We start from the raw sequence: 22,723 nt of genomic DNA, 5'->3' as shown, positions 1-22,723 counted from the left end.
CTACCTAGACAATTACCTGGGCTGGTTTCGTTCCCTGGACAACCACCACGCCAACTCTCGGGAAGCCGTCCTGGCCATGGCTCTTGGGAAATTTCCACATTTAACTGTGACATAGCCATATCTGAGGGCGGGATTGGTCGACGAACTGCATCTCGTCATGACCAACAAATTGTTAGGCTCTGGTGAGCGCCTGTTTGAAGGAACGGACAACATTGCACGGGACTACGACTGCCTGGAAACAGTGGGGTCTGAGACGGTCACCCATGTTCGTCTCGTCAAGAAGATCCGAACCTGAAAACCCCATTGTGTGTTCGGCGCCTGCTGGTGGGCGGCGAGGTCAAAGGTACTGGTGGAGTTGGCCCTGGCCTGTCTCCTCGGTCCACCCACTCCAGTCACCTCCGATTCGGATTCCCTGGAAAGCGGTCAAAGCGGTTGGGTGTGCCGTCGCGGTCGTAGTCGCCCCAAGCGCCTTGGGCGTTCTCGTGACGGCCGTGATTGTAGTGGCGTTGGTGGCCCCAACCGTACATGGGGGCAGGCTGCTCGTACACAGGCTGGGGGTACGCGTACACCGGGGCGGGCTGCACATACACAGGACTGGGATACGCATAGACCGGTGCGGGCTGCACGTAGACGGGCCGGGGGTACGCGTACACCGGGGCCGGTTGTACATAGAAACCAGGGGTGCCCAGCGTGATGGAGAACTGCACGTCGCTTTGTGCATGGGCCGTGGTGGTGGTGGCCAAAGTGCCCAGCACCAAAACTACTGCGGCAAGAGACTTGAGAGAAGCGAAGCGGTTCATGGATTGCTCCTTGGGTTGACAGGGTTCCATGGTGCGCCCCGTTGCATGAACGCAAACTGAACCAAAGCCACAAACTCAGGCCCCGGGCAGCGTAATGTCCACCTGTGCTCCACCCCAGGCCGAGGCACTCAGCGCCAGCGTGCCTTCGTGGCTGGCCACCAGGTCGTTCACCACGGCCAGGCCCACACCGTGGCCGGGCACCTTTTCGTCCATACGCACATGCAGTTGCAGCACGGCCTGCGTGTCGGCAAAGCCGGGGCCGTCGTCTTGCACGCTGATATGCAGTGCGCCACCCTCGCGCCACAGCCGCACGCTCACGCGCCCTGTGGCCCACTTGGCAGCGTTATCGAGCAGGTTGCCCAGCATCTCAAAGGCGTCACCTTCGTCCATGCGCCAAGTCAAGTCGGGCGGGCAGTCCATGGTGAAGGTCAACTCTTTGTCGGCATACACCTTGGCCAGCGAATCGCGTATGCGCCCCACCACGGGCGCCAACGTCAGCCAGGGCGCAAAGCGCGTGGCACCGCGGGCTCCGGCGCGGCCCAGCTGGTGCTGCACGATGTGGTCCATGCGGCTGACCTGCTGCGCCACGGTGTCGGCCAGTTGATCGGGCTGGCCCAGGGCGGAGCGCAGCACGGCCAGCGGCGTTTTCAGGCTGTGTGCCAGATAGCTCAACGCTTCTTTGTAGCGGGTCTGGCGGACACGCTCTTGTTTGATGAGGGTGTTGAGGTTACCGGTGAGGGACGCAATCTCGGTGGGGTAGCGGCCCTGTACCTCGGCCTGTTCCCCGCTTTCAATGCGGGCAAGTTCTTGCGATACCCGCTGCAGCGGCGCCAGACTCCAGCGCAATAGCAGGGTCTGCGACAGCAACAACAAAAGGCCCGCCCCGCCCAACCAGGCCCATAGCGTGCGCTGAAATGCCTCCGTTTCGCGATCGAACGCGGCACTGCTCTCCACCACCGACAGCACCAGCCGCACTTCGGTCTTGCCCTGCCCCGCCCAGCGCACGCCGTAGCTGGTGACCAAGAATGTGCCCGCAGGTGCTTGCACCGTGTCGTAACGCCACTCGCCTACCGGCACGTTGCCATCGAACGGCGGGGCCAACCCCAGGGTGGATGCCGAATGCCAGGCTTCACCCCGCGCCACGTTGACGATGCTGGCGTACAGGCCCGAGCCAGGCAGCGACAGGCGCGGCTCGGCAAACTCGGTTGGCATGACCAGCGCGCCGGCGGCGTCCAACTCGGCCCCGGCCAGCAGCAGGTACACCGTGCTTTGCAGGCGGGCGTAATGCGCAGCGCGCACTCCGTCGGCATGGGCCCTTTGCAGGGCCACGCCCGCCACGGCCATGAAGGCCAGCAACACCACGGCGGCGCCCACCATCAGCCGCGCGCGTATGGACGACGCGTCGAACCTCATGGGGAGGCAACCCGCGTCATTTGAGGGTAAAGCGGTAGCCGCGCCCGCGCAGGGTTTCTATCGGCGACAGTGTGCCATCGGCGTCCAGCTTGCGGCGCAGGCGGCCAACCAGCACCTCCAGCACATTGCTGTCGCGGTCCTGGTCGTGGGGGTAGAGGTAGTCGGCCAGCTCCTGTTTGCTGACCACGCGAGCGCGCTCGCGCACCAAAAATTCGAGCACACGGTATTCAAACGCCGTCAGCTCCATGGCCGCGCCGTTCAGGTGGGCAGCCTGCGCGGCAATGTCCAGGCTGAGCGGCCCCACCGTCAGCACATCGGAGGCGGCCTTCATGGCGCGGCGCAGCAGCGCCTTGACGCGCGCGGCCAGCTCGGGGTATTCAAACGGTTTGACCAGGTAGTCGTCGGCGCCAGACTCCAGCCCCACGACCTTGTCTTGCCAGCTGCCGCGCGCGGTGAGGATGAGGATGGGCAGGACCCTGCCATCGGCACGCAAGCGCTGCACCACTGTGAGGCCATTCAGCTTGGGTAAGCCCAAGTCGACAATGACCAAGTCCACCGGGTACTCACGCGCCTGGAACAGTCCGTCTTCGCCGTCGGTGGCCTGGTCCACCCGGTAGCCATCGGCCTCCAGTCGCAGTGCGAGCGAGAGCCGCAGCGGCGCATCGTCTTCAATCAGCAGCAGGCGCATTTAGTTTGGATTAAAGCGGCCGACCCGTGGCGGCGTCAATCATCACCACCTGCACTTCGCCACCCGCAGTGACCAGCTTGACGCGCCACGCTACCCGGTTGCCCAGCTGGGCTTTGTCCACTGACAGCACCCGCCCATTAACCGTCTGCCGGGCCGCGGCGGCCGCTTCTTCCCGGCCCACGTCAGCCCACGCGGGCGCGCAGGCCAGCATGAGGGCTACGAGCAGAAAATGGGTAAGGCGGGAAGTCATAGGCATCATCGTACTACCGGGAAAGCGGATTACCGAAAGACAGGGCCAACAGGGTCCACCGACACACGCACCAGCAGGTACGGGCCGGGGTTTTCGCGCATCAGGGTGGTGTAAGTCTGGCCACGGTAGTCGTAAGCCACGCTGTAGCCGGTCAGGCGTGCCTGCACATCGTTCACCGCTTGGCAGCGGGTGACCTGGCGCGGGGCGTCCTGCGCTTGTTCGTAGCGGTTGTCGCGACCGGCAATGCGGTCGCCCGCCAAGGCACCCACCAGCGCGCCCAGGGCTGTGGCGGCCTCGCGACCCCCATGGCCCCGGGCTACCTGGTTGCCCACCACGCCACCGGCCAGCGCACCCAGCACCACGCCACCGTAGTTGGGGCCACTGTTGTTGAAGCGCTGGGGCTCGGTCACCCACTCGGCGCGGCACTCTTCGCGCGGCACGGTGACGTTTTCGTACTGCGGCTCGGCGCTGCGCACGCGGGCGTTGTCAAAAAAAGTGTCGGCCTGCGCAGCAAAAGCGCCAATAGTGCAAGCAAGAGCAATGGCAAGACGTTTCATGGAGTGCCTCTTTGGGTTGGTATGGGTGCATCTTGCGGGGGGATGGGTGAACGGTGGCTGAATGGATGCGAGAAAACGGGTGACTCACATCGGCGGGCGACGACCACGTTGGATGCTGAGGGAGGCTTCAAGGTAGGTGCGCCCTGTCAGTTACTTCTTTCCATTGACCTGGGCGATGGTGGCGTGAAGTTGTCAGGTATCGCAAAGCGTATGGATTGGTGCAGCTGCGGGTTGAAGTCGAAACGGGTACATTGCTTGTCCCCATCATTGGTCCCAGCAAACCCAGGGAGCGGAGGGCCAACGCTGACTTGCCGCTTGGCTCCAGGCCGACGACTCCCTTGCTGCCAGACTGCGTGTTTGCAGCCACGTAGCGGTGGTGGTTCTGGCGCAAGGCAGCAGCCATTTGTGGCAGCAGGAGCACTCTGATTTGCATTAGCTCAGTGACCATGTCCGCAAAATGATGTTGCTGCTGGACGGACGCCCCGCCGTGTGGGCGCGCAGTTCCGTGTTTTGGCGACAGGGTCAGCCCTTGCATAAGAGGCTATCGAAGAAGCAATACCCGTTGGTATTATTTATAACCATTCAGTACACACGGTTATGCAATCCTTTTACAGTGGGGAGGTGCTTGGGGGTGCCCTCTGCAAGTCACCGGCCACTCCATTTTCCACGTCACTCAAAAAGAAAGATTTCATCATGATGCGTCCGCTTAATGCGCTGCTGACCGCTCTGGTCCTCACCGGGTCCGTTTTCACCGGTACCGCCTTCGCCGAGGCCCCCATGGTCAAAACACAGGCGCCTGGTTATTACCGAATGATGCTGGGCGACTTTGAAGTGACAGCCATCTCCGACGGCACCGTGAAGCTGCCCATGCTCAAGCTGTTGACCAACACCAAGCCCCAGGCTGTGGCCGCCGCCTTGAAAAAGGGCTTCCTCAAAGAGATGGTCGAGACCTCGGTCAACACGTATCTGGTCAACACCGGCACCAAGCTGGTTTTGATTGACACCGGCGCAGCCGGGCTCTTCGGTCCCACGTTGGGCAACATGCTGTCGAACCTTCAGGCCGCGGGCTACAAGCCCGAACAGGTGGATGAAATCTACATCACCCACATGCATGCGGACCACGTGGGTGGACTGATGGAAAAAAGCGCCTTGGCGTTCCCCAACGCTGTGCTGCGCATCAACAAGGCAGACACCGACTATTGGCTGAGCGAGGCGAACATGAACGCCGCTCCAGAAGGAGCCAAGAGCTTCTTCCAGGGCGCAATGGCATCCGTCAACCCCTATGTGGCGGCGGGCAAGCTGAGCACCTTTGACAGCAACACCGAACTGGTGCCGGGCGTGCGCGCGGTAGCGGCGTTTGGTCACACCCCTGGGCACACCGTGTACGCGGTGGAGAGCAAAGGTGAAAAACTCATGCTCTGGGGGGACCTGATGCACGTGGCTGCCGTCCAATTCGAAAACCCCAGCGTCACGATTCAATTCGATACCAACAGCACTCTGGCCGAGAAAAACCGCAAGAAAGCGTTTGTGGAAGCAGCCAAGGAAGGCTACATCGTGGGCCTGACCCACGTTGCATTTCCCGGACTGGGACACCTGCGTGCTGCCCCGGGTGGCAAGGGATACACCTGGGTTCCATTGAACTATTCCTCCCTCAAGTAACTTCAAACCACCCTAAGGACTCAACCATGTTTCAATTTCGCAAAATCGCATCCACCGGCGTCTTGTTCGCCACCCTGGGTTTGGGCGCCATCGCGTCAATGCCTGCTAGGGCCGAAACCGTTGCAATGACTGGCAAACTGGCCGCGTCCAACGAAGTACCGGCCAACGCCAGTGCGGGTGTGGGTGCACTGGAAGGCAGTTTTGACAAGCAGACCAAAATGCTGAACTGGACCGTCAGCTACTCCGGTTTGACGGGGCCGGTCAAAGCAGGCCATTTCCATGGCCCTGCCATGGCAGGACAAAACGCGGGAGTGGCACTGGGGTTCACCGGCAGTGTGGATAGCCCCATCAAAGGCTCCGCCACGCTGACCGATGCACAGGCCGCGGACCTGCTGGCAGGCAAGTGGTACGTCAATCTCCACACTGCAGCCAACGCGGGTGGCGAAGTGCGTGGGCAAGTAACGGTCGCACCGTAAACTCAAGGTTCGACCACGACACAAAGGACCGTAATGTTCAAAGGTATTTTGATCACCAAGGGTGACGCCGGCTATGCCGCATCGGTACAGAGTATGGATGAGTCTGTGCTGGGTGAAGGTGACGTTACGGTCCATGTGGAATGGTCTACCTTGAACTACAAAGACGGCCTTGCCATCACCGGCAAGTCACCGGTTGTAAGGCGCTTTCCACTGGTGCCGGGTATTGATTTTGCAGGCACTGTTTCAGCCAGTAGCAACCCCCATTGGAAAGTGGGCGACAAAGTGTTGCTCAACGGTTGGGGTGTTGGCGAGTCGCATTGCGGCGGCCTTGCCGAAGTGGCTCGGGTCAAGGGTGAGTGGCTGACGGCATTGCCGTCGAAGTTTTCCACCCGCCAGGCCATGTCCATTGGTACCGCAGGCTATACCGCCATGCTGTGCGTGATGGCGCTGGAAAAGCACGGCGTCAAGCCAGGGGATGGCGAAATCTTGGTAACGGGGGCAAGCGGGGGCGTAGGAAGCGTGGCGGTGTCCCTGCTCTCCAAGCTGGGTTACACGGTCACCGCTTCTACCGGCCGTTTGGCCGAGTCGCCGTATCTCATGTCCTTAGGGGCCACTTCTGTCATTGACCGCAATGAATTGTCTGCTCCGGGCAAGCCTCTTGCCAAAGAGCGCTGGGCAGGCGTTGTCGACAGCGTAGGCAGTCACACCTTGGCCAATGCGTGTGCAGCCACAAAATACGGCGGTGCAGTGGCTGCCTGCGGGCTGGCCGGGGGAATGGATTTTCCTGCCTCCGTGGCACCGTTCATTCTCCGGGCGGTAACGCTGTATGGCATTGACAGTGTGATGGCACCCCAGGCATTGCGGAACCTGGCCTGGAGCCGACTGGCGACGGATCTCGATGTTTCCAAACTGGATGCACTCACCACGCAAATTGAACTGGATGACGCAATTGATACCGCCAGAAAGCTTCTGGAAGGCAAGGTCAGAGGTCGCGTGGTAGTCCACATCGCGCAAACTGCGCAGGTGTCTGGCCGCTCCAGCGCCTGAAGGCCCGTGTAAAGGCGTTCTCGTCCGAGAACCCGAGCTTCTCGGTCACCACCGCCACCGGCTGCCCGCCGCGCAGCGCCTGTGCGGCCAGGTCATAAAGCAACGACTCCCGCAAACCCTTGAATGAAATCGCCTCGGCTGCCAGCTTGCGGTTGAGGTGGCGGCCGCTGATGCCCAGCTCGTCACCAATGCGCTCCTTGCCCCAGCGCGGGTGCTCGCGAATCAGCTGCTGCACCTGTGCCGACACACTGCCCTGCGCCAGCGAGGCCAGCATGTCATCGGCCAGGGCCCGCAAATGGGCGTGGAGCTGCTGGCCCGCCTGGATCAGCTGGCGGTCCAGCTCCCTGGAATCCATCACCACCGCGTTCGCACCCTGCCCCGGCTTCACGGGGCAGCCCAGCAATGCCTCCAGGGCCGCCAGATCGGCATGGGGGCTATGGGCGAACCACACCTCCCGCGGGCGAAAGGTATCTTTGGTCATCCAGCGCGCCAGGCCCACCACGCAGCTCAGCGCGGCTTCCACACGCTGGTCACGGCACACCATGTAGTCGGGCACATAGCGCAGCAGCATGGTGCCCGCGCTGGCCTCGGTCTCGAAGCGGGCGTTGTCGCCAATGATGGGGGCGTATTCGGTCAGCACATCCAGCGCATCGCCCAGGGTGTCGCAACTCAGCAGCAGCATGCCCACGATATCCAGGTTGCCCGCCTGCAGGTCTGCACCCAGGCGCACCGCGGCCAACGGATCAGCCATGGTGGCATCGGCAAACAGCGACCACAGGGCGTCCTGCTGCGCCATTCCCACGCGGCTGCCTTGGGTCAGGGCGGGCAGCCATGCATCGGGCACGCTCGCGCCATGGCGCTTGGCGGCTTCGAGAATGGCCTGTGTAAATCGGGCGGTAACGCTGAAGTTGTCGTGCATGGGGCTCAATGGCGGTGGCGGGTCTGTCCTGAATGGATGGTCCCACGGTCCCAAATGGAAGGGGACGAACCGCAGAGTTTGCCCTAAAGTGCATGAAAAAACGAGGAGACACATATGGCACCGATAGACCAGGTACACCTGAGCTTTAACCCGCAAACCCTCACCTTGCTCAATGCCGTGCTGGGCCTGGTAATGTTTGGCGTGGCACTGGAGCTGCGCGTCGAAGATTTCAAGGTGGCGCTGCGCACCCCCAAAGCCCTGGCGCTGGGCCTGTTTGGCCACCACATCCTGTTCCCGGCCATGACCTATGGGCTGATCTGGATTCTCAGGCCCGAACCCAGCATTGCGCTAGGCATGATTCTGGTCTCCGCCTGCCCGGCCGGGCATATCTCCAATTTCATGGTGCACCTGTCCAAAGGCAACACCGCGCTGTCGGTGAGTGTGAGCGCGCTTTCCACGGTGGTGGCACTGTTCATGACGCCGCTGAACTTTGCTTTCTGGGGCAATCTGCACCCCATCACCGCCGGGCTGATGAAGCAGGTGGCCATGAGCCCGTGGGAAATGCTGGAAGTGATTGTGATGCTGCTGGGCGTGCCCCTGGTGCTGGGCATGTGGGTGGCGCGCCAGTACCCGGCGTTTGCACACCGCATTCAAAAGCCCATGAAGGTGCTGTCGCTGATTATTTTGCTGGGGTTTATCGGGGGCGCACTGGCTGCCAATTTCCAGAACTTCATGACCTACATCCAGCTGGTGGTGGGCGTGGTGTTTGTTCACAATCTGATGGCGCTGGCTACGGGCTATGGCCTGTCTACGCTGATTGGCCTGCCCGAGCGGGACCGTCGTGCAATCACGTTCGAGATGGGCATCCAGAACTCGGGTCTGGGTCTGATTCTGATCTTCAACTTCTTTGATGGCTTGGGTGGCATGGCCATCGTGACCGCGTGGTGGGGCATCTGGCACATCGTGGCGGGCATGACGCTCGCTACTTATTGGAAGAACCACCCGCCACAGGCCACCCTGCCCGCAGGGATCAAGGCATGAGCCGGGTACTCATCACCGGCGGCGGCGGCTACCTGGGCAGCCAGTTGGTGGCCCGTCTGGCCGCCTTGTCGGCAGGCAAACGCCCTGAAGTCATCGTGTCGCACGACATCCGGGAACCCAGAGCGCGTCTGCCCGGGGTGGAATACGCCGTGGCCGACATCCGTGCGCCCGAAATGGCTGACATCATCGCCACGCACCGCATCGACACAGTGGTGCACCTGGCATCCATCGTGACCCCCGGAAAAAACAGCAATCGGGCGTTTGAATACGACGTGGATGTGAACGGCACGCGCAACGTGCTGGAGGCCTGTGTGCGCCATGGCGTGAAGCGCATTGTGGTGTCCTCCAGCGGCGCCGCCTATGGCTACCACGCCGATAACGCAGCGTGGCTGACCGAAGACATGATCGTGCGCGGCAACGAGGTGTTTCCTTACGCGCACCACAAACGGCTGGTGGAAGAAATGCTGCTGGCCTACCGCCACAAGCATCCGGAGCTGCAACAGGTGGTGCTGCGCATCGGCACCATCCTCGGGCCCACGGTGCGCAACCAGATAACCGACCTGTTCGAGAAGCCCCGCCTGCTGGCGATTCGCGGCGCTGACAGTCCCTTTGTGTTCATCTGGGATCAGGATGTGGTGAACATCATCCTGCGCGCCGTTTCGGACGGACCGCCCGGCATTTACAACGTGGCGGGGGATGGGGCATTGACCATCCACGAGATCGCCCAGCGGCTGGGGAAACAATGCGTGCAGTTGCCAGCCTGGCTGCTGCGCACCGCGCTATCCGTAATCAAACCCCTGGGCCTGACGCAATATGGTCCCGAGCAGCTCGACTTTTTGCGCTACCGCCCCGTGCTGCTCAACACCCGGCTCAAGACGGTGTTTGGCTACACGCCCACCTACACCTCGGCCGAGGTGTTTGACATCTATCGCCAGGCCCGTGCGCAGCAGCACGGCGAGAGCACCTGAGCATGCGCACGTTTGAGGGACGCTGCGTTGTGATCACCGGTGCCGCGGGTGGTCTGGGTGCTGCACTGGTGCACACCTTCCGCCAGGCGGGTGCCCATGTAGTGGCGCTGGACCGAGACGCCCAGGCACTGCAAGCACTGCAACGCGCCGAGCCACAGCGACTGGACGGGGCGACCCAATCCCTGATGACCGTGGTCTGCGATGTCACCCGCAACGAATCCTGCGAAGCTGCCATAGCCCAGGCGATCGCCCACTTTGGTGGCATTGATGTGCTGGTCAACAACGCAGGCATCGCCCATCGCAGTGCGTTTGCGGACACCCGCGTGGACGTGCTGCGCCGGGTGATGGAGGTCAACTTTTTTGGCGCCGTTCACTGCACGCACGCGGCCATTGGCAGCCTGCGTGCGGGCCACGGACTGATCATCACGATATCGAGCGTGGCGGGCTTTTCGCCACTGATTGGCCGCACCGGTTATGCGGCCAGCAAGCACGCCTTGCACGGTTTTTTTGACAGCCTGCGCACCGAGGTGGAAGACGATGGCGTGGGCGTGCTGATGGTGTGCCCCTCGTTCATAGACACCGGCATTGACCGTGCGGCGCTGGGCGCCGATGGCAAGCCCGCTGCGCAAGCCCGCAAGACCACCGGCGCATCCACCCCGCCAAGCGCCGTGGCAGAGGCCATTCTGGTGGCGGCACGAGCCGACCGCCGCTTGCTGCTGTTCAGTACCACGTCGAAGGCCGCGTGGTGGTTGTCCAGACTGTGGCCCGCGCGCTATGCCGCCATCATGAAACGACGCTTGCGCGCAGAGATTTTTCCCGAATAAAACACACCAAAGTAATTGGAGACAACACCATGAAGAAACCATTGGGAATACTGGCCCTGCTGATGAGCCTGGCCAGTGTGGCGCTCACCGCGCAGGCTGCCGACTTTCAGGTCAACGGCCCCGACGGCAAGCCTTTGCCGTTGGTGATGGTGACCCGTATCGCCACACAAGCCCCTGCAGTCGATGCGTCGGACAACGGCTACGCGGCACCCGGCAAGCTGCAGCAAGGAACATTTGAGAGCACACGCTTTTCCGATGCCCGAGGGCATGTGCGTTTGCCTGACGCAGCGGGCGAGTACCGCGTGCGGCTGCGCAAGCCCGGCTTCAAGGACCACCTGATAGAACCCAAAGCACTGCTCCAACCCGCCGCATGGCGCATGGAGGCCGAGACCGACCCCAAGGCACTGGCCGAACAACGCCCGTCCAACGCCTGGACCTCCACCCTGCTCAGGGGTCGTGACGATTTGCGCAAAGAGTTTTTGGCGCAGTGCGGTTTTTGCCACCAGCAGGGTTCTGCCTTCCTGCGACGCGAACGCAGCGCCGAAGAATGGTCAGCCACCATCCAGCGCATGGTGCGCTATGGCGCGCGCCTGTCCACCGAGGCACAGAAAGAACTTCCCGCCTTGCTGGAGGCGCACTGGAAAGACATCAACGCCCATCCCGAGAAAGTGCCTGCAGCCACACCATGGCCAGCGGCCTTGTCCACCGCCAGCATCACCGAGCTGCCTATTGGTGATCGGTTCTCGCAAATGCATGATTTTCTGCAGCACAGCAACGGGTTGGTGTACGTAGGTGATAACCTGCAGGACCGCCTGTACGAGATCAACACAGCGACCGGCGCCTACACCGTGTACCGCGTGCCGCCCCAACCGGGCGACCAGCTGGGTGGTCTGCTGGCCGGGCGCCTGCGCGATTTTCCCAAGCACGAGACCTACCAGGGCATCCATTCCCTGGTGGAGGCGCCCAAGGACGGCCACATCTTCATCACGCCCTCGTACCAGCGCCGTCTGATCGAGTTTGATCCCAAAACCAAGCAATTCACCAACCACGAAATCAACACCGGCTTTTACCCGCATACGGTACGTATGGATAATAAAAACCGGGTGTGGTTCACGTTGGCGCTGTCCAACCAGGTGGCCATGTTTGACCGCGCCACACAGAAATTCACCACCTACGACTTGCCGTTTCGCAGCTTCATGGAAAAGCTCACCGTCAAGCTCACACCCTTCTTCTTCAAGCTGATTGGCTGGGGCATTCCGGTGACGAACTGGGTCAAGATCGACGAGAACTCCACCGGCGTGCCGCTGCCCTACGGCATTGACGTCACGCCCGACGGCATGGTGTGGATTGCCCGCCTGCACACCAATGAAATTGCGTCCATCAACCCGGACAGCGGCGTGGTCACCATGATCCCCACGCCACTCAAGAATCCACGTCGCCTGCGCTCGGACCGCGACGGCAAGTTGTGGATCGCCATGTACAGCGAATCAGCCGTTCTGCGTTACGACCCGGTCGCGTCGCAATTTACACGCTTTGACTTGCCCGTGCAACCGGTAGGCAGCGACACGCCCTACGCGCTCAACGTGGACCGCAAGCGCCACCAGGTGTGGGTGACGGGTACCAACTCCGACAGCGTGCACCGGCTCGATATTGCCAGCAACCAATGGACCACTTACCCCCTGCCGCGCCGCGCCACCTTCACCCGCGATGTAGAGTTCACAGAAGATGGCCGCGTGCTGCTGACGAGCGCCAGCTTTCCGTCGTGGCACATTGAAGATGCGCAGCCCACGCTGATTCAGCTCAACCCCACCGGGGCCGCCCCATGATGGGCCGAATGGGGCCGTTTTTTCTGTCGTGCCTGCTGGCATTTACCGCGGGCCACATGTTCAACTACACCGTCATCCTGTACCTGCAGGAGGCGGTGGGCTCGGACCTGCTGTCGGGCATTGGCTTTGGCTTGGCATTTGGCAGTTCGCTGGTGTTTGGCTGGTTTGGCGGCGTGTTGTGCGACCGCGTGCCACCGCACCGCGTGATCCACGGTGCGCAGGCGCTGTTTCTGGCGGGCCTGGCCTGCCTGTGGTGGGCACAGGCGGGCGCCCGTGCTGAGGCCCGTGTGGCCTGGGTGCTGGGCGGTGCGTTTCTGGGCGGACTGGCCTGGTCGTTTGTAGGTCCGGCGCGGCTCACCACACTGGCGCAAATGGCCCGACCTGAAGAGCTGCGACCCGCCACCATCATCTTCAATCTGCAGGTGCTGGTGGGCTTTGGCCTGGCACCGCTGTTGATTGGCATCGTGCGCAGCCGATCGGGCTGGGGTGCCGTCATTGCCCTGGCGGCCAGTGGTTTCGTGGCGGCGTCGCTGCTGATTGCCAATCTGCGCTCGCAAGCCAATAGCACCCCCAGCGGCAACTCGGTGCTGGCCGACATCCGCGAGGGTTTTCGCACCGTGGGCGCGGACCCCCTGCTGATGCAGCTGATGCTGACCGCCGTGATGGGCTACGCCATGACCGGACCGCTGCAAATCCTGCTGCCCAAGCTGGCGCGCGAGATTCTGCATTTGAGTGAATTGCAGCGCGGGGCCTATCTGGGGCTGCTCGCCCTTTCGCTCATCGTGGGTGGTGTATCAGCCCTGGCGCTGGCGCGGCGCGTGCACCATGGCGGGGTGATGCTGGGCGGCATTGTGGCCGGCAGCCTAGTGTTTGCGTCTTTGAGCCTGACAGCCGAAGTGCCCTTCTCCGCTGCGGGCCTGGCCTGCGTAGGCATTGCGGGCGGCATGGTCATCAGTCTGGTCGTGTCGGGCATACAGGCCCAAGCCCCGCTGGCCCTGCGCGGGCGCATCATGAGCATGTATTCCATCACTTCGCAGGTGGTACCTGCGCTGTCGGGTGTGGCTGCAGGGGCGCTGGTCAACGCCGTGGGCGTGGTGGCGGCGATTCAACTCTCGGGCCTGACGCTGGCAGCCATCGTGGCGCTGGCCACCTGGCGCATGGCGCGGCTGCGCGGCTATTCAGGTCGTTGAACAGGTAGGCTGCCCAAGCCGTCAAACGGGTCCACCAGAGTCCAACTGGATTGCCTGGCAGGAAGCTCCTCCTCAATATCCGTAATGTTGTGGGCAAAAAAAGCCAAGAATTCAAACTTATTTTGACCACCACCAGTAGCCCGCGGCTCCTGCGCACAGCACCCAAATAGCCACGATGACGATGGCGGCAGCACCGCTGCGCGGGCGCTCCAGCAGGGTTTGGGCTTTTTCACGCGATTCCGCCAGCACGTGGGGCGGCAACAGCCACAGTACGACGGCCAAACCCGCTGGAACCAGCAGCAGGTCATCCAGGTACCCCAGAACGGGAATGAAATCCGGAATGAGGTCAATGGGGCTCAGCGCATAGGCGGCAACCAGCGCCGCGAGCACGCGCACCATCCACGGTGTGTCGGGATGGCGGGCAGCAAAAAAAACAGCAACCACGTCACGCTTGATGCGGCGTGCCCAGTCTTTGATCGAGGAGATAAGGGACATGCATGCCAATGTAATCCACCGCGGTGGAGATCTGCCCGCTGCAAGTCGCAGTTTGCAGCAACCGACCGATTTTCTCATGGTCAAAAGTGCCTGTAGCCCCCGCAGAATATGCGCAAGCAGCTATAAATTCAGTAGCAACCCAATCCGCGCCCCAGCGCCCCGGTAAAATCAGGCCACTGATAGAACCCAACAAAACATGACCGACATCGCCTCCACACCTCCCGCACAGCCCGGCCTGCAATCCCTCTCCAAATCATTCGAGCCCGCCGCGCTGGAAGCCCACTGGGGCCCCGAGTGGGAAAAGCGGGGGTACGGTGTGGCCGGCTACCGTGGCACCCAGGCGCCCAAAGCGGGCGAACCCGCTTTTTCCATCCAATTGCCACCGCCCAATGTGACAGGCACGCTGCACATGGGGCATGCGTTCAACCAGACCATCATGGACAGCCTGACCCGCTACCACCGCATGGCCGGGTTCAACACTGCCTGGATTCCGGGCACTGACCACGCCGGTATTGCCACCCAGATCGTGGTGGAGCGCCAGCTGCAAGAACAAAAAATCAGCCGTCACGACATGGGCCCCACGCCCGCTGAGGCGCGCAAGAACTTTGTGAGCAAGGTCTGGGAGTGGAAAGAAAAAAGCGGCAACACCATCACCACGCAAATGCGCCGCATGGGCGACAGTGTGGACTGGAGCCGCGAATACTTCACCATGGACCCCAAGCTGTCCAAAACGGTGACAGAAACCTTTGTCCAGCTGTATGAGCAGGGTTTGATCTACCGCGGCAAACGCCTGGTGAACTGGGACCCCGTTTTGCAGAGCGCCGTGAGCGATCTGGAAGTGGAGAGCGAAGAGGAAGACGGCTTCATGTGGCACATCCGCTACCCGCTGGCCGACGCGAATGGCCAGGCCCTGGCCGATGGCAGCAGCCTGGTGGTTGCCACCACGCGCCCCGAGACCATGCTGGGTGACGTGGCCGTCATGGTGCACCCCGAAGACGAACGCTACACCCACCTCATCGGCAAGCAGGTGGTGCTACCCCTGTGCGGCCGCACCATCCCGGTGATTGCCGACGACTACGTGGACAAGGCCTTTGGCACCGGCGTGGTGAAGGTGACGCCTGCGCACGACCAGAATGACTACCAGGTCGGCCAGCGCCACAAACTGCCCATGATTTGCGTGCTCACCCTGGATGCCAAGATCAACACCGAGGCGCCTGAGGCGTATCAGGGTCTGGACCGTTTTGTCGCCCGCAAAAAGGTGGTGGCCGATCTGGAAGCCCTGAACCTGCTGGTTGAGAAGAAAAAACACAAGCTCATGGTGCCGCGTTGCGCCCGCACCGGCCAGGTGATTGAGCCCATGCTCACCGACCAGTGGTTTGTCGCCATGAGCAAGGTCAGCCCACAAGACCAGACTGGCAAATCCATCGCGCAAAAAGCGATTGATGCCGTGCAAAGTGGCGATGTGAAGTTTGTGCCCGAGAACTGGGTCAACACCTACAACCAGTGGATGAACAACATCCAGGACTGGTGTATCAGCCGCCAATTGTGGTGGGGCCACCAGATTCCAGCCTGGTACGACGAAGACGGCAACGTGATCGTGGCGCGCAACGAAACCGAGGCACAGGCCAAGGCACCGGGTAAAACCCTCAAGCGCGATGACGACGTGCTGGACACCTGGTATTCGTCCGCGTTGGTTCCCTTCAGCACCATGGGTTGGCCCGAAAAGACCGAAGACTACGACCTGTACCTGCCCTCCTCCGTGCTGGTCACCGGCTACGACATCATCTTCTTCTGGGTCGCCCGGATGATCATGATGACGACGCACTTCACCGGCAAAGTGCCATTCAAGCACGTGTACATCCACGGTCTGGTGCGCGATGCACAGGGCAAGAAGATGAGCAAGTCGGAAGGCAATGTGCTCGATCCGGTGGACTTGATCGACGGCATTGAACTCGCACCCTTGCTGGCCAAGCGCTCCGAAGGATTGCGCAAGCCCGAGACGGCGCCTGCCGTGCGCAAGAACACCGAGAAAGAATTCCCCGAAGGAATCCCGGCCTTCGGCGCAGATGCACTACGGTTTACCTTTGCCTCACTGGCCTCGCTGGGCCGCAGCATCAATTTCGACAGTAAGCGCTGCGAGGGTTATCGCAACTTCTGCAACAAGTTGTGGAACGCCACCCGCTTTGTGCTGATGAACTGCGAAGGCCAGGACTGCGGACTCATGGAGCACACCAAAGCGCAGTGCGAAGCCGGTGGCGAGGCACATGGGTACCTGCGCTTCAGCGCGGCGGACCGCTGGATTGTGTCCCTGTTGCAGAAGGCCGAGGCCGACGTCGCCAAGGCGTTTGAAGAGTACCGTCTGGACAACGCAGCCAACACGATTTACGACTTTGCCTGGAACGAGTTTTGTGACTGGTACCTTGAAATCGCCAAAGTGCAAATACAGACCGGCAACCCCGCACAGCAACGCGCCACGCGCCGCACCCTGATTCGCACGCTGGAAACCCTTTTGCGCCTGCTCCACCCGATCACGCCCTTCATAACCGAAGAACTGTGGCAAAAGGTAGCGCCTGTGGCGGGTCGCGCAGGGCCATCCATCAGCATCGCCGCGTACCCGGTGAGCCAGCCTGAGCGCATTGACGAAGAAGCCATCGCCCATGTGGCCAAACTCAAGCAACTGGTGGATGCGTGCCGCAACCTGCGCGGCGAAATGAGCGTGTCACCCGCCACACGGCTGCCTTTGTTTGTGGTGGCCAATACACCCGCGGAGAAGGAGTTCCTGCAGGCTTCGGCTTCCGTTTTGCAGGCGCTGGCCAAGCTCAATGAGGTGCGCCTGTTTGATGATGAAGCGTCGTGGGCTGCCGCAGCACAGGCGGCGCCAGTGGCCGTGGTGGGTGAAGCACGCATCTGCCTGCACATGGAAATCGACCTCGCCGCCGAAAAGCTGCGTTTGGGCAAGGAAGTGGCGCGCTTGGAAGACCAAATCACCCGAGCCCATACCAAGCTGAGCAACGAGGCCTTTGTCGCCAAAGCCCCGGCGGTAGTGCTGGAGCAAGAGCGCAAACGGGTTGCCGACTTTGCCGCTACGCTGGAGAAGATGCGCGAACAATTGGTGCGCCTGGGTTAACCAGAGACATCACGCAACGGCGCGGATCCATTGCACGCGATCAGGCCCTGCGGGGCCTGGTTTTGTTTTGGGGTTTAGCGTCGGCGCATGACGTGGATGTAGTCGGTGCCTTCGGTTTGCTGATCCAGCAACTCGTTGCCGGTTTGCTTGGCAAAGGCCTGAAAATCACGCAAGGACCCCGCGTCGGTGGAAACCACTTTCAGCGTTTGACCGCTCACCATGTCAGCCAGCGCTTTCTTGGCTTTGAGGATGGGCAGCGGGCAGTTCAGCCCGCGGGTGTCAATTTCTTTATCGATGAGCATCGCAATTCCTATGTCGCTGTTATTTTAGTTTGGGAAACTCGATAAATGTGGGCGTGTGGCCTCTGGACTTCAACCAGTCCGCCAAGGCGTAGCCTGTTCCAGCGGGCCAGCATTTAACGTCTTCCGGCGCATAGAGCCGGTAGTCCACCAGCTCCGGCGACAAGCGCACCTCGCCATGGCACACGGCATGGTAGGCAATGATGATCTGGTTCATGCGCTGAAAGTCATAGACACCAATCAGATTCAGCGCGGTGGTGGAGAGGCTGGTTTCCTCGGCAATTTCCCGGGCAATACCCTCTTGCGGTGTCTCGCCCGCTTCCATGAAGCCAGTGATTAGTGCGTACATTTTTCCGGGCCAGGCGGAATTGCGCGCCAGCAGAATCTGGCCGTCGTACTCAATCACGGCCGCCAGCACAGGGGTCGGATTGTTCCAGTGGGTGTAGCCACAGGCCGGGCAGCGCAAACGCTCTTTGTCTCCTCCATCTTCTGCCTGCGTGATCAAGGCCAGCGCGGTGGCGCATTGGGGGCAAAACCTGAAACCGGGTGTCATGCTGGAAATACTCCTGTCGACAGGTAGCGGTCGCCCCGGTCGCAGACGATAAAGACGATCGTGGCATTGGGCTCGCGCTGGGCGATTTCCTGTGCAACCCAGCACGCACCCGCTGCGGAAATACCGGCAAAAATACCTTCTTCACGGGCAAGGCGGCGGCACATTTCTTCTGCATCCGACTGACTCACATAAACCAGTTCATCGACATTGGCGGGATCGTATATTTTTGGCAAATATTCCTGCGGCCACTTACGAATGCCGGGTATGCGCGAACCCTCGGAAGGCTGCGCACCAATGATCTGGATCGCCGGATTTTTTTCCTTCAAAAACTTCGACACACCGGTAATGGTGCCCGTGGTGCCCATGGCGCTGACGAAATGCGTCACTTTTCCGGCGGTGTCTTCCCAGATCTCGGGCCCGGTGGTCTCGTAGTGGATGCGGGGATTGTCGGCATTGGCAAATTGGTCCAGCACAGTCCCCTTGCCATCGCGCTGCATCTGCTCGGCGAGATCGCGCGCATATTCCATGCCGCCACTCTTGGGCGTAAGGAGGAGCTCGGCACCAAAGGCTTTCATGGTTTGCACCCGCTCTATGGAAAGGTCTTCCGGCATGATCAGCACCATGCGATAGCCCTTGATGGCAGCAGCCATCGCCAGCGCAATGCCGGTATTGCCCGACGTGGCCTCAATCAGGGTGTCGCCCGGCTTGATGTCACCGCGCTCCTGAGCGCGCTGGATCATGGACAAAGCCGGACGATCCTTGACAGATCCGGCCGGATTGTTGCCTTCCAGCTTGCCGAGGACTACCGTCTGGCGCGCCGCATTGTCTGCCGCGCCAATGCGCTGCAGGGCCACCAAAGGTGTTTTCCCGATGGCATCTTCAATTGTTGGGTATTTCATGCCCCTAAATGTGCCATAATTTAGGCCTTAGTTTTCGCGTCGCCCGGGTGGTGGAATTGGTAGACGCACGGGACTCAAAATCCCGCGCCGCAAGGCGTGCCGGTTCGATTCCGGCCCCGGGCACCATAGCTTCTCTGCTATGGTATAGCTAGCATGTGACACTTTCGCTGTCAAACCTTCACGAATTCCCGCTACCATGCAACGGACCATGACGTCTATTGCCATAGTGTGAATCAAGAGGTTCTCCCATGCATTTCTTTACTCACCTGTTTGGCAGGTTTCTCAAGTCACGCCGCGCCGGCCACTTGTTCGCGCGCAAGGTCCTCTTTGAGTCTTTATCGAAAGACGACGCAGCGAGAGCCGTATCTGCTCCGTTGGCCCAAAAGCTGGCACGCGATGCATCGGACGACTTGGCCGCTGTTTTGGCGCGGCTCAACTCCAGTGAAGATGGATTGAGTGACGCTGAGGCGGAACGGGTTCGTGAAAAAGTGGGGCCCAACGAGGTTGCCCACGAAAAGCCCATGCCCTGGTGGCTCCACCTGTGGCTGAGCTACAAGAATCCATTTAACCTTTTACTGACGGCTTTGGCCATCGTGTCCTGGCTCACCAAGGACACCAAGGCGGCGGTGGTGATTGGAAGCATGGTGATTCTTTCAACGGGCATGCGCTTTATCCAGGAGCGTCGCTCCAACCATGCGGCCCAGAGACTGAAAGAGCTGGTGAGCAATGACGCAACAGTGATTCGGCGCGACATATCTGCGGCGGCCGCTCCCGATGCGCAGCGCTACTTTGCAGTCAATTTACAGGTCAAACCACCGCACCAGGCAGAAATAGCCATCAAACTGCTGGTTCCGGGTGACATCGTGGTGCTGTCCGCCGGAGACATGATTCCCGCCGACTGCAGGATCATCGGCGCAAACGATCTGTTTATCAGCCAATCGGCGATGACCGGTGAATCGCTGCCGGTTGAAAAATTCCCTGATGCGAGAAGCCGCGGCGACGATCCTCTGGAGATGAAAAATCTGGTTTTCATGGGTACCAATGTGGTGTCGGGATCCGCCAAAGCGCTCGTGCTGACTACGGGCAATGCGACCTACTTCGGGCACTTGGCAACGCAGGTCAAGGAAGGCGGCGAGGAGGTCAACGCGTTTCAGTCTGGCGTCAACACCGTGAGTTGGCTGCTGATCCGCTTTGCTTTGGTGATGGTTCCCATGGTGCTTTTGATTAACGGATTTACCAAGGGCAACTGGCCAGAGGCATTCCTGTTTGCGCTGTCAATTGCAGTAGGGCTGACGCCCGAGATGCTGCCCATGATCGTCACATCCACTCTGGCCAAGGGGGCGGTGATGTTGTCCCGAAAGAAAGTCATCGTCAAGCGGCTGGATGCGATTCAGAACTTTGGCGCCATGAATGTGCTGTGCACCGATAAAACTGGCACTCTGACGCAAGACAAAATCGCGCTTGCTCGCCACACCGACGTTTTTGGCAAGGAGTCAGAACCGGTGCTTGAATTTGCCTACCTCAACAGCTTCTACCAAACCGGATTGAAGAACCTGCTGGATCACGCTGTCCTGGAACATGTAGAGATGCAGGAGGAGCTTAAGCTTGAGCAGCACTATCAAAAAATTGACGAGGTGCCCTTCGATTTTCAGCGTCGCCGCATGTCCGTGGTGGTGTCCGAGCGCGACCACCACCACGAATTAATATGCAAGGGAGCGGTAGAGGAAGTCATGACCACCTGCACGCTGGTGCGCGATGGTGATCGGGACGTACCACTGGATGCCACCATGCTGGAACGCGTGCTGACCGTCACTCGGGGGTTGAACGAAAAAGGGTTGCGCGTGGTGGCCGTTGCGGTGAAGGAAATGCCACCAAGCCAATTGGTCTATTCGGTGGCCGACGAATCAGAGTTAACCTTGGTCGGCTACATAGCCTTTCTTGACCCCCCGAAGGAATCTACTGCTCCGGCACTCAAAGCCCTTGCGGACAGCGGCATCACTGTCAAAGTACTGACCGGTGATAACGAACTGGTCACGCGTGAAGTGTGCCGCCAGGTTGGCCTCGCGGTGGCAGGGGTTGTCATGGGATCGGAAATCGACCACATGGACGACAAGGCGCTGAGTCTGGCGGTCGAAGCAAACACCATTTTTGCCAAGTTGTCCCCCCTGAGCAAGGAGCGTATCGTGCGTGCCCTGCGCGGCAATGGGGACGTGGTTGGCTTCATGGGAGACGGTATCAATGACGCGCCGGCCCTGCGGGCAGCGGACATAGGCATCTCGGTCGACACCGCGGTGGATATTGCCAAGGAAGCCGCAGACATTATTTTGCTGGAGCGCAGCCTGATGGTTCTGGCAGAGGGTGTGCAGGAGGGCCGCAGAACTTTCAGCAACATGCTGAAGTACATCCATATGACGGCCAGTTCGAACTTCGGAAATGTGCTGTCAGTACTGGTAGCCAGCGTGTTCTTGCCGTTCCTGCCTATGCTGCCCATACAGCTACTGGTTCAAAACCTGCTGTACGACATATCTCAGGTTTCCATCCCATTCGACAACGTGGATGCAGAATTGCTCAAGACCCCGCTCAAATGGAATCCCGGTGAAATTGGGCGATTCATGGTGTTTTTTGGCCCCATCAGTTCCATCTTTGACATCTCCGCATTTCTGATTATGTGGTTTGTCTTCAAGGCCAACTCGGTAGCGGAGGCCACGCTGTTTCAGTCCGGCTGGTTCGTGGTGGGCTTGCTCACCCAAACGCTTATCGTGCACATGATCCGGACGCCCAAGATTCCCTTCCTTCAAAGCCGGGCCGCATGGCCATTGATGACCATGACCTTGCTGGTAATGGCTGTGGGTGTATTTCTGCCTATGGGTCCACTGGCGGATGACTTCAAACTGCAAACATTGCCAGCGCCATTCTTTCTGTGGCTTGTTGGCATTTTGCTAAGCTATGCACTACTGACAACCGTTTTGAAACGTTTCTACATTCGGCGGTATGGATGGCAATAGCTGAAAACATGAACCTGGGAGCCGATCACGTGACTCGGAATCGCTACAAACAAATGTGCCTGGTCCTTGCGGGCAGCCTGCTGGTGGGCGGCTGTACATCCTTGCTACCCAAATCGCAAACGGAGTCACCCACGTTTCAAAACTTTGATGATGCCCGACTGGCAATCGAGTCGCTGGTTCCCGGCAAAAGCAATCTGTCCACACTTTCGGCCATGGGCATTGACCCTGCCAAACAACCCAATACGCTCATTCTGACCCATTCGGACATTGTGAGAAAAGTGGTGAATGGCAGCGTTCTCAGCAAGGAGGAACTTGACACGGGAATCGTGAAATGTCTGAACGCCCGCGACGCCTGCCGCGGCTGGGAATTGAACGTGGCACGTATTTCAAAGGCGCGCACCGGCAACTTCTTTGCCGACTTCATCAACTTCAAGAGACGCACCGAAACTACCGGGTGGCGTTTCAATGCACTGATCCTGCTGGTCGATGATGTGGTGGTCTACCGGGCGTGGGGGGGGCAACCCGTCGTCAACGAGGTGGAAGTCAATACCAACCCACTGGGACCATTTCAGGATATGGGGCCGGCGGTTATCACCAACGGGCGATAGCAGCCAGGCTGCATGTGCCCGTTTGGAGTGCAACGACCCATGTCAGGTCAGGAATCATCGACAATAGGGGCCGTGCTGA

Annotated in this window: 22 protein-coding genes, 1 tRNA gene and 1 pseudogene; 14 read left to right on the top strand and 10 right to left on the bottom strand. The window is 60.5% G+C overall.

The annotated features are described in order from the left end of the window. Both AC097W_RS18205 and AC097W_RS18200 read left to right on the top strand, forming a co-directional pair. A pseudogene (locus AC097W_RS18205) lies at nt 1-115 on the top strand (IS1595 family transposase); the annotation flags it as partial. Nucleotides 116-121: 6 nt separating this feature from the next. Continuing rightward, nucleotides 122-295, top strand: coding sequence for a hypothetical protein (locus AC097W_RS18200; RefSeq protein ID WP_479604048.1), 174 nt, complete (start codon nt 122-124; stop codon nt 293-295). A 97-nt stretch (nt 296-392) separates the two neighbouring features. Here the strand turns inward: AC097W_RS18200 and AC097W_RS18195 are convergent, their stop codons facing one another. The 5 genes from AC097W_RS18195 to AC097W_RS18175 form a co-directional block, all read right to left on the bottom strand. Beyond that, entirely contained in the window at nt 393-800 is a 408-nt protein-coding gene (locus AC097W_RS18195) for a hypothetical protein (protein WP_479604044.1), read from the bottom strand. Between the two features lie 75 nt (nt 801-875). Further along, on the bottom strand, nt 876-2,213 hold the full coding sequence (locus AC097W_RS18190) for an ATP-binding protein (RefSeq protein WP_479604043.1): 1,338 nt from the start codon (nt 2,211-2,213) through the stop codon (nt 876-878). A gap of 16 nt (nt 2,214-2,229) precedes the next feature. Continuing rightward, nucleotides 2,230-2,901, bottom strand: a complete 672-nt coding sequence (locus AC097W_RS18185; RefSeq protein ID WP_479604042.1) for a response regulator transcription factor — start codon at nt 2,899-2,901, stop codon at nt 2,230-2,232. A 10-nt stretch (nt 2,902-2,911) separates the two neighbouring features. Next, complete coding sequence (locus AC097W_RS18180) at nt 2,912-3,151, bottom strand: PepSY domain-containing protein (protein WP_479604041.1); 240 nt, start codon at nt 3,149-3,151, stop codon at nt 2,912-2,914. Nucleotides 3,152-3,180: 29 nt separating this feature from the next. After that, nucleotides 3,181-3,708 carry a glycine zipper 2TM domain-containing protein gene (locus AC097W_RS18175; protein WP_479604040.1) on the bottom strand — a complete coding sequence of 176 codons (528 nt, stop codon included), beginning with the start codon at nt 3,706-3,708 and terminating at the stop codon, nt 3,181-3,183. A gap of 693 nt (nt 3,709-4,401) precedes the next feature. Here AC097W_RS18175 and AC097W_RS18170 point away from each other — a divergent pair. The 3 genes from AC097W_RS18170 to acuI are packed head-to-tail and all read left to right on the top strand — an operon-like array spanning nt 4,402 to nt 6,890. Beyond that, nucleotides 4,402-5,367, top strand: coding sequence for an MBL fold metallo-hydrolase (locus AC097W_RS18170; protein ID WP_479604039.1), 966 nt, complete (start codon nt 4,402-4,404; stop codon nt 5,365-5,367). A 26-nt stretch (nt 5,368-5,393) separates the two neighbouring features. Next, complete coding sequence (locus AC097W_RS18165; protein WP_479604038.1) at nt 5,394-5,843, top strand: CHRD domain-containing protein; 450 nt, start codon at nt 5,394-5,396, stop codon at nt 5,841-5,843. A gap of 33 nt (nt 5,844-5,876) precedes the next feature. Further along, on the top strand, nt 5,877-6,890 hold the full coding sequence (gene acuI, locus AC097W_RS18160) for an acrylyl-CoA reductase (NADPH) (RefSeq protein WP_479604037.1): 1,014 nt from the start codon (nt 5,877-5,879) through the stop codon (nt 6,888-6,890). Here acuI and AC097W_RS18155 read toward each other — a convergent pair. Beyond that, nucleotides 6,826-7,809, bottom strand: a complete 984-nt coding sequence (locus tag AC097W_RS18155) for an AraC family transcriptional regulator (protein ID WP_479604036.1) — start codon at nt 7,807-7,809, stop codon at nt 6,826-6,828. The genes acuI and AC097W_RS18155 overlap by 65 nt on opposite strands. 114 nt (nt 7,810-7,923) lie before the next feature. Between AC097W_RS18155 and AC097W_RS18150 the strand changes: the two genes are divergently transcribed. From AC097W_RS18150 to AC097W_RS18130, 5 genes are read left to right on the top strand one after another with little or no spacing between them, the layout of a single operon-like run. Next, on the top strand, nt 7,924-8,850 hold the full coding sequence (locus AC097W_RS18150; protein WP_479604035.1) for a bile acid:sodium symporter family protein: 927 nt from the start codon (nt 7,924-7,926) through the stop codon (nt 8,848-8,850). Then, entirely contained in the window at nt 8,847-9,818 is a 972-nt protein-coding gene (locus AC097W_RS18145) for an SDR family oxidoreductase (RefSeq protein ID WP_479604034.1), read from the top strand. Before AC097W_RS18150 ends, AC097W_RS18145 begins: the two co-directional genes overlap by 4 nt. Nucleotides 9,819-9,820: 2 nt before the next feature. Next, nucleotides 9,821-10,642, top strand: coding sequence for an SDR family oxidoreductase (locus AC097W_RS18140; protein ID WP_479604033.1), 822 nt, complete (start codon nt 9,821-9,823; stop codon nt 10,640-10,642). A 29-nt stretch (nt 10,643-10,671) separates the two neighbouring features. Beyond that, complete coding sequence (locus AC097W_RS18135) at nt 10,672-12,468, top strand: Vgb family protein (RefSeq protein ID WP_479604032.1); 1,797 nt, start codon at nt 10,672-10,674, stop codon at nt 12,466-12,468. Next, on the top strand, nt 12,465-13,658 hold the full coding sequence (locus tag AC097W_RS18130) for an MFS transporter (RefSeq protein WP_479604031.1): 1,194 nt from the start codon (nt 12,465-12,467) through the stop codon (nt 13,656-13,658). The genes AC097W_RS18135 and AC097W_RS18130 overlap by 4 nt, the downstream gene beginning before the upstream one ends. Before the next feature lie 117 nt (nt 13,659-13,775). Here AC097W_RS18130 and AC097W_RS18125 read toward each other — a convergent pair whose 3' ends face one another. Beyond that, the gene (locus AC097W_RS18125; protein ID WP_479604030.1) at nt 13,776-14,153 is read right to left on the bottom strand and encodes a YkvA family protein; all 378 of its coding nucleotides are present in this window, start codon (nt 14,151-14,153) and stop codon (nt 13,776-13,778) included. Nucleotides 14,154-14,349: 196 nt separating this feature from the next. Here AC097W_RS18125 and AC097W_RS18120 point away from each other — a divergent pair, with 196 nt between their 5' ends. Continuing rightward, nucleotides 14,350-17,280: a valine--tRNA ligase gene (locus AC097W_RS18120; protein ID WP_479604029.1), complete on the top strand. Its 2,931-nt coding sequence runs from the start codon at nt 14,350-14,352 to the stop codon at nt 17,278-17,280. Between the two features lie 74 nt (nt 17,281-17,354). Here the strand turns inward: AC097W_RS18120 and AC097W_RS18115 are convergent, their stop codons facing one another. Genes AC097W_RS18115 through cysM form a run of 3 tightly spaced genes read right to left on the bottom strand, consistent with a single transcriptional unit; the run spans nt 17,355 to nt 19,031 of the window. Beyond that, nucleotides 17,355-17,582, bottom strand: coding sequence for a sulfurtransferase TusA family protein (locus tag AC097W_RS18115; RefSeq protein ID WP_479604028.1), 228 nt, complete (start codon nt 17,580-17,582; stop codon nt 17,355-17,357). A gap of 19 nt (nt 17,583-17,601) precedes the next feature. Beyond that, nucleotides 17,602-18,132 carry an NUDIX hydrolase gene (locus tag AC097W_RS18110; RefSeq protein WP_479604027.1) on the bottom strand — a complete coding sequence of 177 codons (531 nt, stop codon included), beginning with the start codon at nt 18,130-18,132 and terminating at the stop codon, nt 17,602-17,604. After that, the gene (gene cysM, locus AC097W_RS18105; RefSeq protein ID WP_479604026.1) at nt 18,129-19,031 is read right to left on the bottom strand and encodes a cysteine synthase CysM; all 903 of its coding nucleotides are present in this window, start codon (nt 19,029-19,031) and stop codon (nt 18,129-18,131) included. The genes AC097W_RS18110 and cysM overlap by 4 nt, the downstream gene beginning before the upstream one ends. Nucleotides 19,032-19,072: 41 nt before the next feature. Between cysM and AC097W_RS18100 the strand changes: the two genes are divergently transcribed. The 3 genes from AC097W_RS18100 to AC097W_RS18090 all read left to right on the top strand — a co-directional run bounded on the left by AC097W_RS18100 (nt 19,073) and on the right by AC097W_RS18090 (nt 22,644). Then, nucleotides 19,073-19,157: transfer RNA gene (locus AC097W_RS18100), tRNA-Leu, on the top strand. A 122-nt stretch (nt 19,158-19,279) separates the two neighbouring features. After that, nucleotides 19,280-22,036 carry a magnesium-translocating P-type ATPase gene (gene mgtA, locus AC097W_RS18095; RefSeq protein ID WP_479604025.1) on the top strand — a complete coding sequence of 919 codons (2,757 nt, stop codon included), beginning with the start codon at nt 19,280-19,282 and terminating at the stop codon, nt 22,034-22,036. Beyond that, on the top strand, nt 22,027-22,644 hold the full coding sequence (locus AC097W_RS18090) for a hypothetical protein (protein ID WP_479604024.1): 618 nt from the start codon (nt 22,027-22,029) through the stop codon (nt 22,642-22,644). Before mgtA ends, AC097W_RS18090 begins: the two co-directional genes overlap by 10 nt. The last annotated feature ends 79 nt before the right edge of the window (nt 22,645-22,723 follow it).

It is taken from the genome of Rhodoferax sp. GT1R46, assembly GCF_056521285.1.
This window is presented reverse-complemented; position numbering and strand designations above follow the sequence as displayed.

What these genes read in the sequence shown, in the direction of transcription:
- AC097W_RS18090 (WP_479604024.1), top strand. Translation starts at nt 22,027, where the DNA reads ATGGCAATAGCTGAAAACATGAACCTGGGAGCCGATCACGTGACTCGG.
- AC097W_RS18195 (WP_479604044.1), bottom strand. Translation starts at nt 800, where the DNA reads ATGAACCGCTTCGCTTCTCTCAAGTCTCTTGCCGCAGTAGTTTTGGTG.
- AC097W_RS18170 (WP_479604039.1), top strand. Translation starts at nt 4,402, where the DNA reads ATGATGCGTCCGCTTAATGCGCTGCTGACCGCTCTGGTCCTCACCGGG.
- AC097W_RS18140 (WP_479604033.1), top strand. Translation starts at nt 9,821, where the DNA reads ATGCGCACGTTTGAGGGACGCTGCGTTGTGATCACCGGTGCCGCGGGT.
- AC097W_RS18130 (WP_479604031.1), top strand. Translation starts at nt 12,465, where the DNA reads ATGATGGGCCGAATGGGGCCGTTTTTTCTGTCGTGCCTGCTGGCATTT.
- AC097W_RS18175 (WP_479604040.1), bottom strand. Translation starts at nt 3,708, where the DNA reads ATGAAACGTCTTGCCATTGCTCTTGCTTGCACTATTGGCGCTTTTGCT.
- cysM (WP_479604026.1), bottom strand. Translation starts at nt 19,031, where the DNA reads ATGAAATACCCAACAATTGAAGATGCCATCGGGAAAACACCTTTGGTG.
- AC097W_RS18145 (WP_479604034.1), top strand. Translation starts at nt 8,847, where the DNA reads ATGAGCCGGGTACTCATCACCGGCGGCGGCGGCTACCTGGGCAGCCAG.
- AC097W_RS18165 (WP_479604038.1), top strand. Translation starts at nt 5,394, where the DNA reads ATGTTTCAATTTCGCAAAATCGCATCCACCGGCGTCTTGTTCGCCACC.
- AC097W_RS18115 (WP_479604028.1), bottom strand. Translation starts at nt 17,582, where the DNA reads ATGCTCATCGATAAAGAAATTGACACCCGCGGGCTGAACTGCCCGCTG.
- AC097W_RS18180 (WP_479604041.1), bottom strand. Translation starts at nt 3,151, where the DNA reads ATGACTTCCCGCCTTACCCATTTTCTGCTCGTAGCCCTCATGCTGGCC.
- mgtA (WP_479604025.1), top strand. Translation starts at nt 19,280, where the DNA reads ATGCATTTCTTTACTCACCTGTTTGGCAGGTTTCTCAAGTCACGCCGC.
- AC097W_RS18185 (WP_479604042.1), bottom strand. Translation starts at nt 2,901, where the DNA reads ATGCGCCTGCTGCTGATTGAAGACGATGCGCCGCTGCGGCTCTCGCTC.
- AC097W_RS18110 (WP_479604027.1), bottom strand. Translation starts at nt 18,132, where the DNA reads ATGACACCCGGTTTCAGGTTTTGCCCCCAATGCGCCACCGCGCTGGCC.
- AC097W_RS18150 (WP_479604035.1), top strand. Translation starts at nt 7,924, where the DNA reads ATGGCACCGATAGACCAGGTACACCTGAGCTTTAACCCGCAAACCCTC.
- AC097W_RS18125 (WP_479604030.1), bottom strand. Translation starts at nt 14,153, where the DNA reads ATGTCCCTTATCTCCTCGATCAAAGACTGGGCACGCCGCATCAAGCGT.
- acuI (WP_479604037.1), top strand. Translation starts at nt 5,877, where the DNA reads ATGTTCAAAGGTATTTTGATCACCAAGGGTGACGCCGGCTATGCCGCA.
- AC097W_RS18190 (WP_479604043.1), bottom strand. Translation starts at nt 2,213, where the DNA reads ATGAGGTTCGACGCGTCGTCCATACGCGCGCGGCTGATGGTGGGCGCC.
- AC097W_RS18135 (WP_479604032.1), top strand. Translation starts at nt 10,672, where the DNA reads ATGAAGAAACCATTGGGAATACTGGCCCTGCTGATGAGCCTGGCCAGT.
- AC097W_RS18120 (WP_479604029.1), top strand. Translation starts at nt 14,350, where the DNA reads ATGACCGACATCGCCTCCACACCTCCCGCACAGCCCGGCCTGCAATCC.
- AC097W_RS18155 (WP_479604036.1), bottom strand. Translation starts at nt 7,809, where the DNA reads ATGCACGACAACTTCAGCGTTACCGCCCGATTTACACAGGCCATTCTC.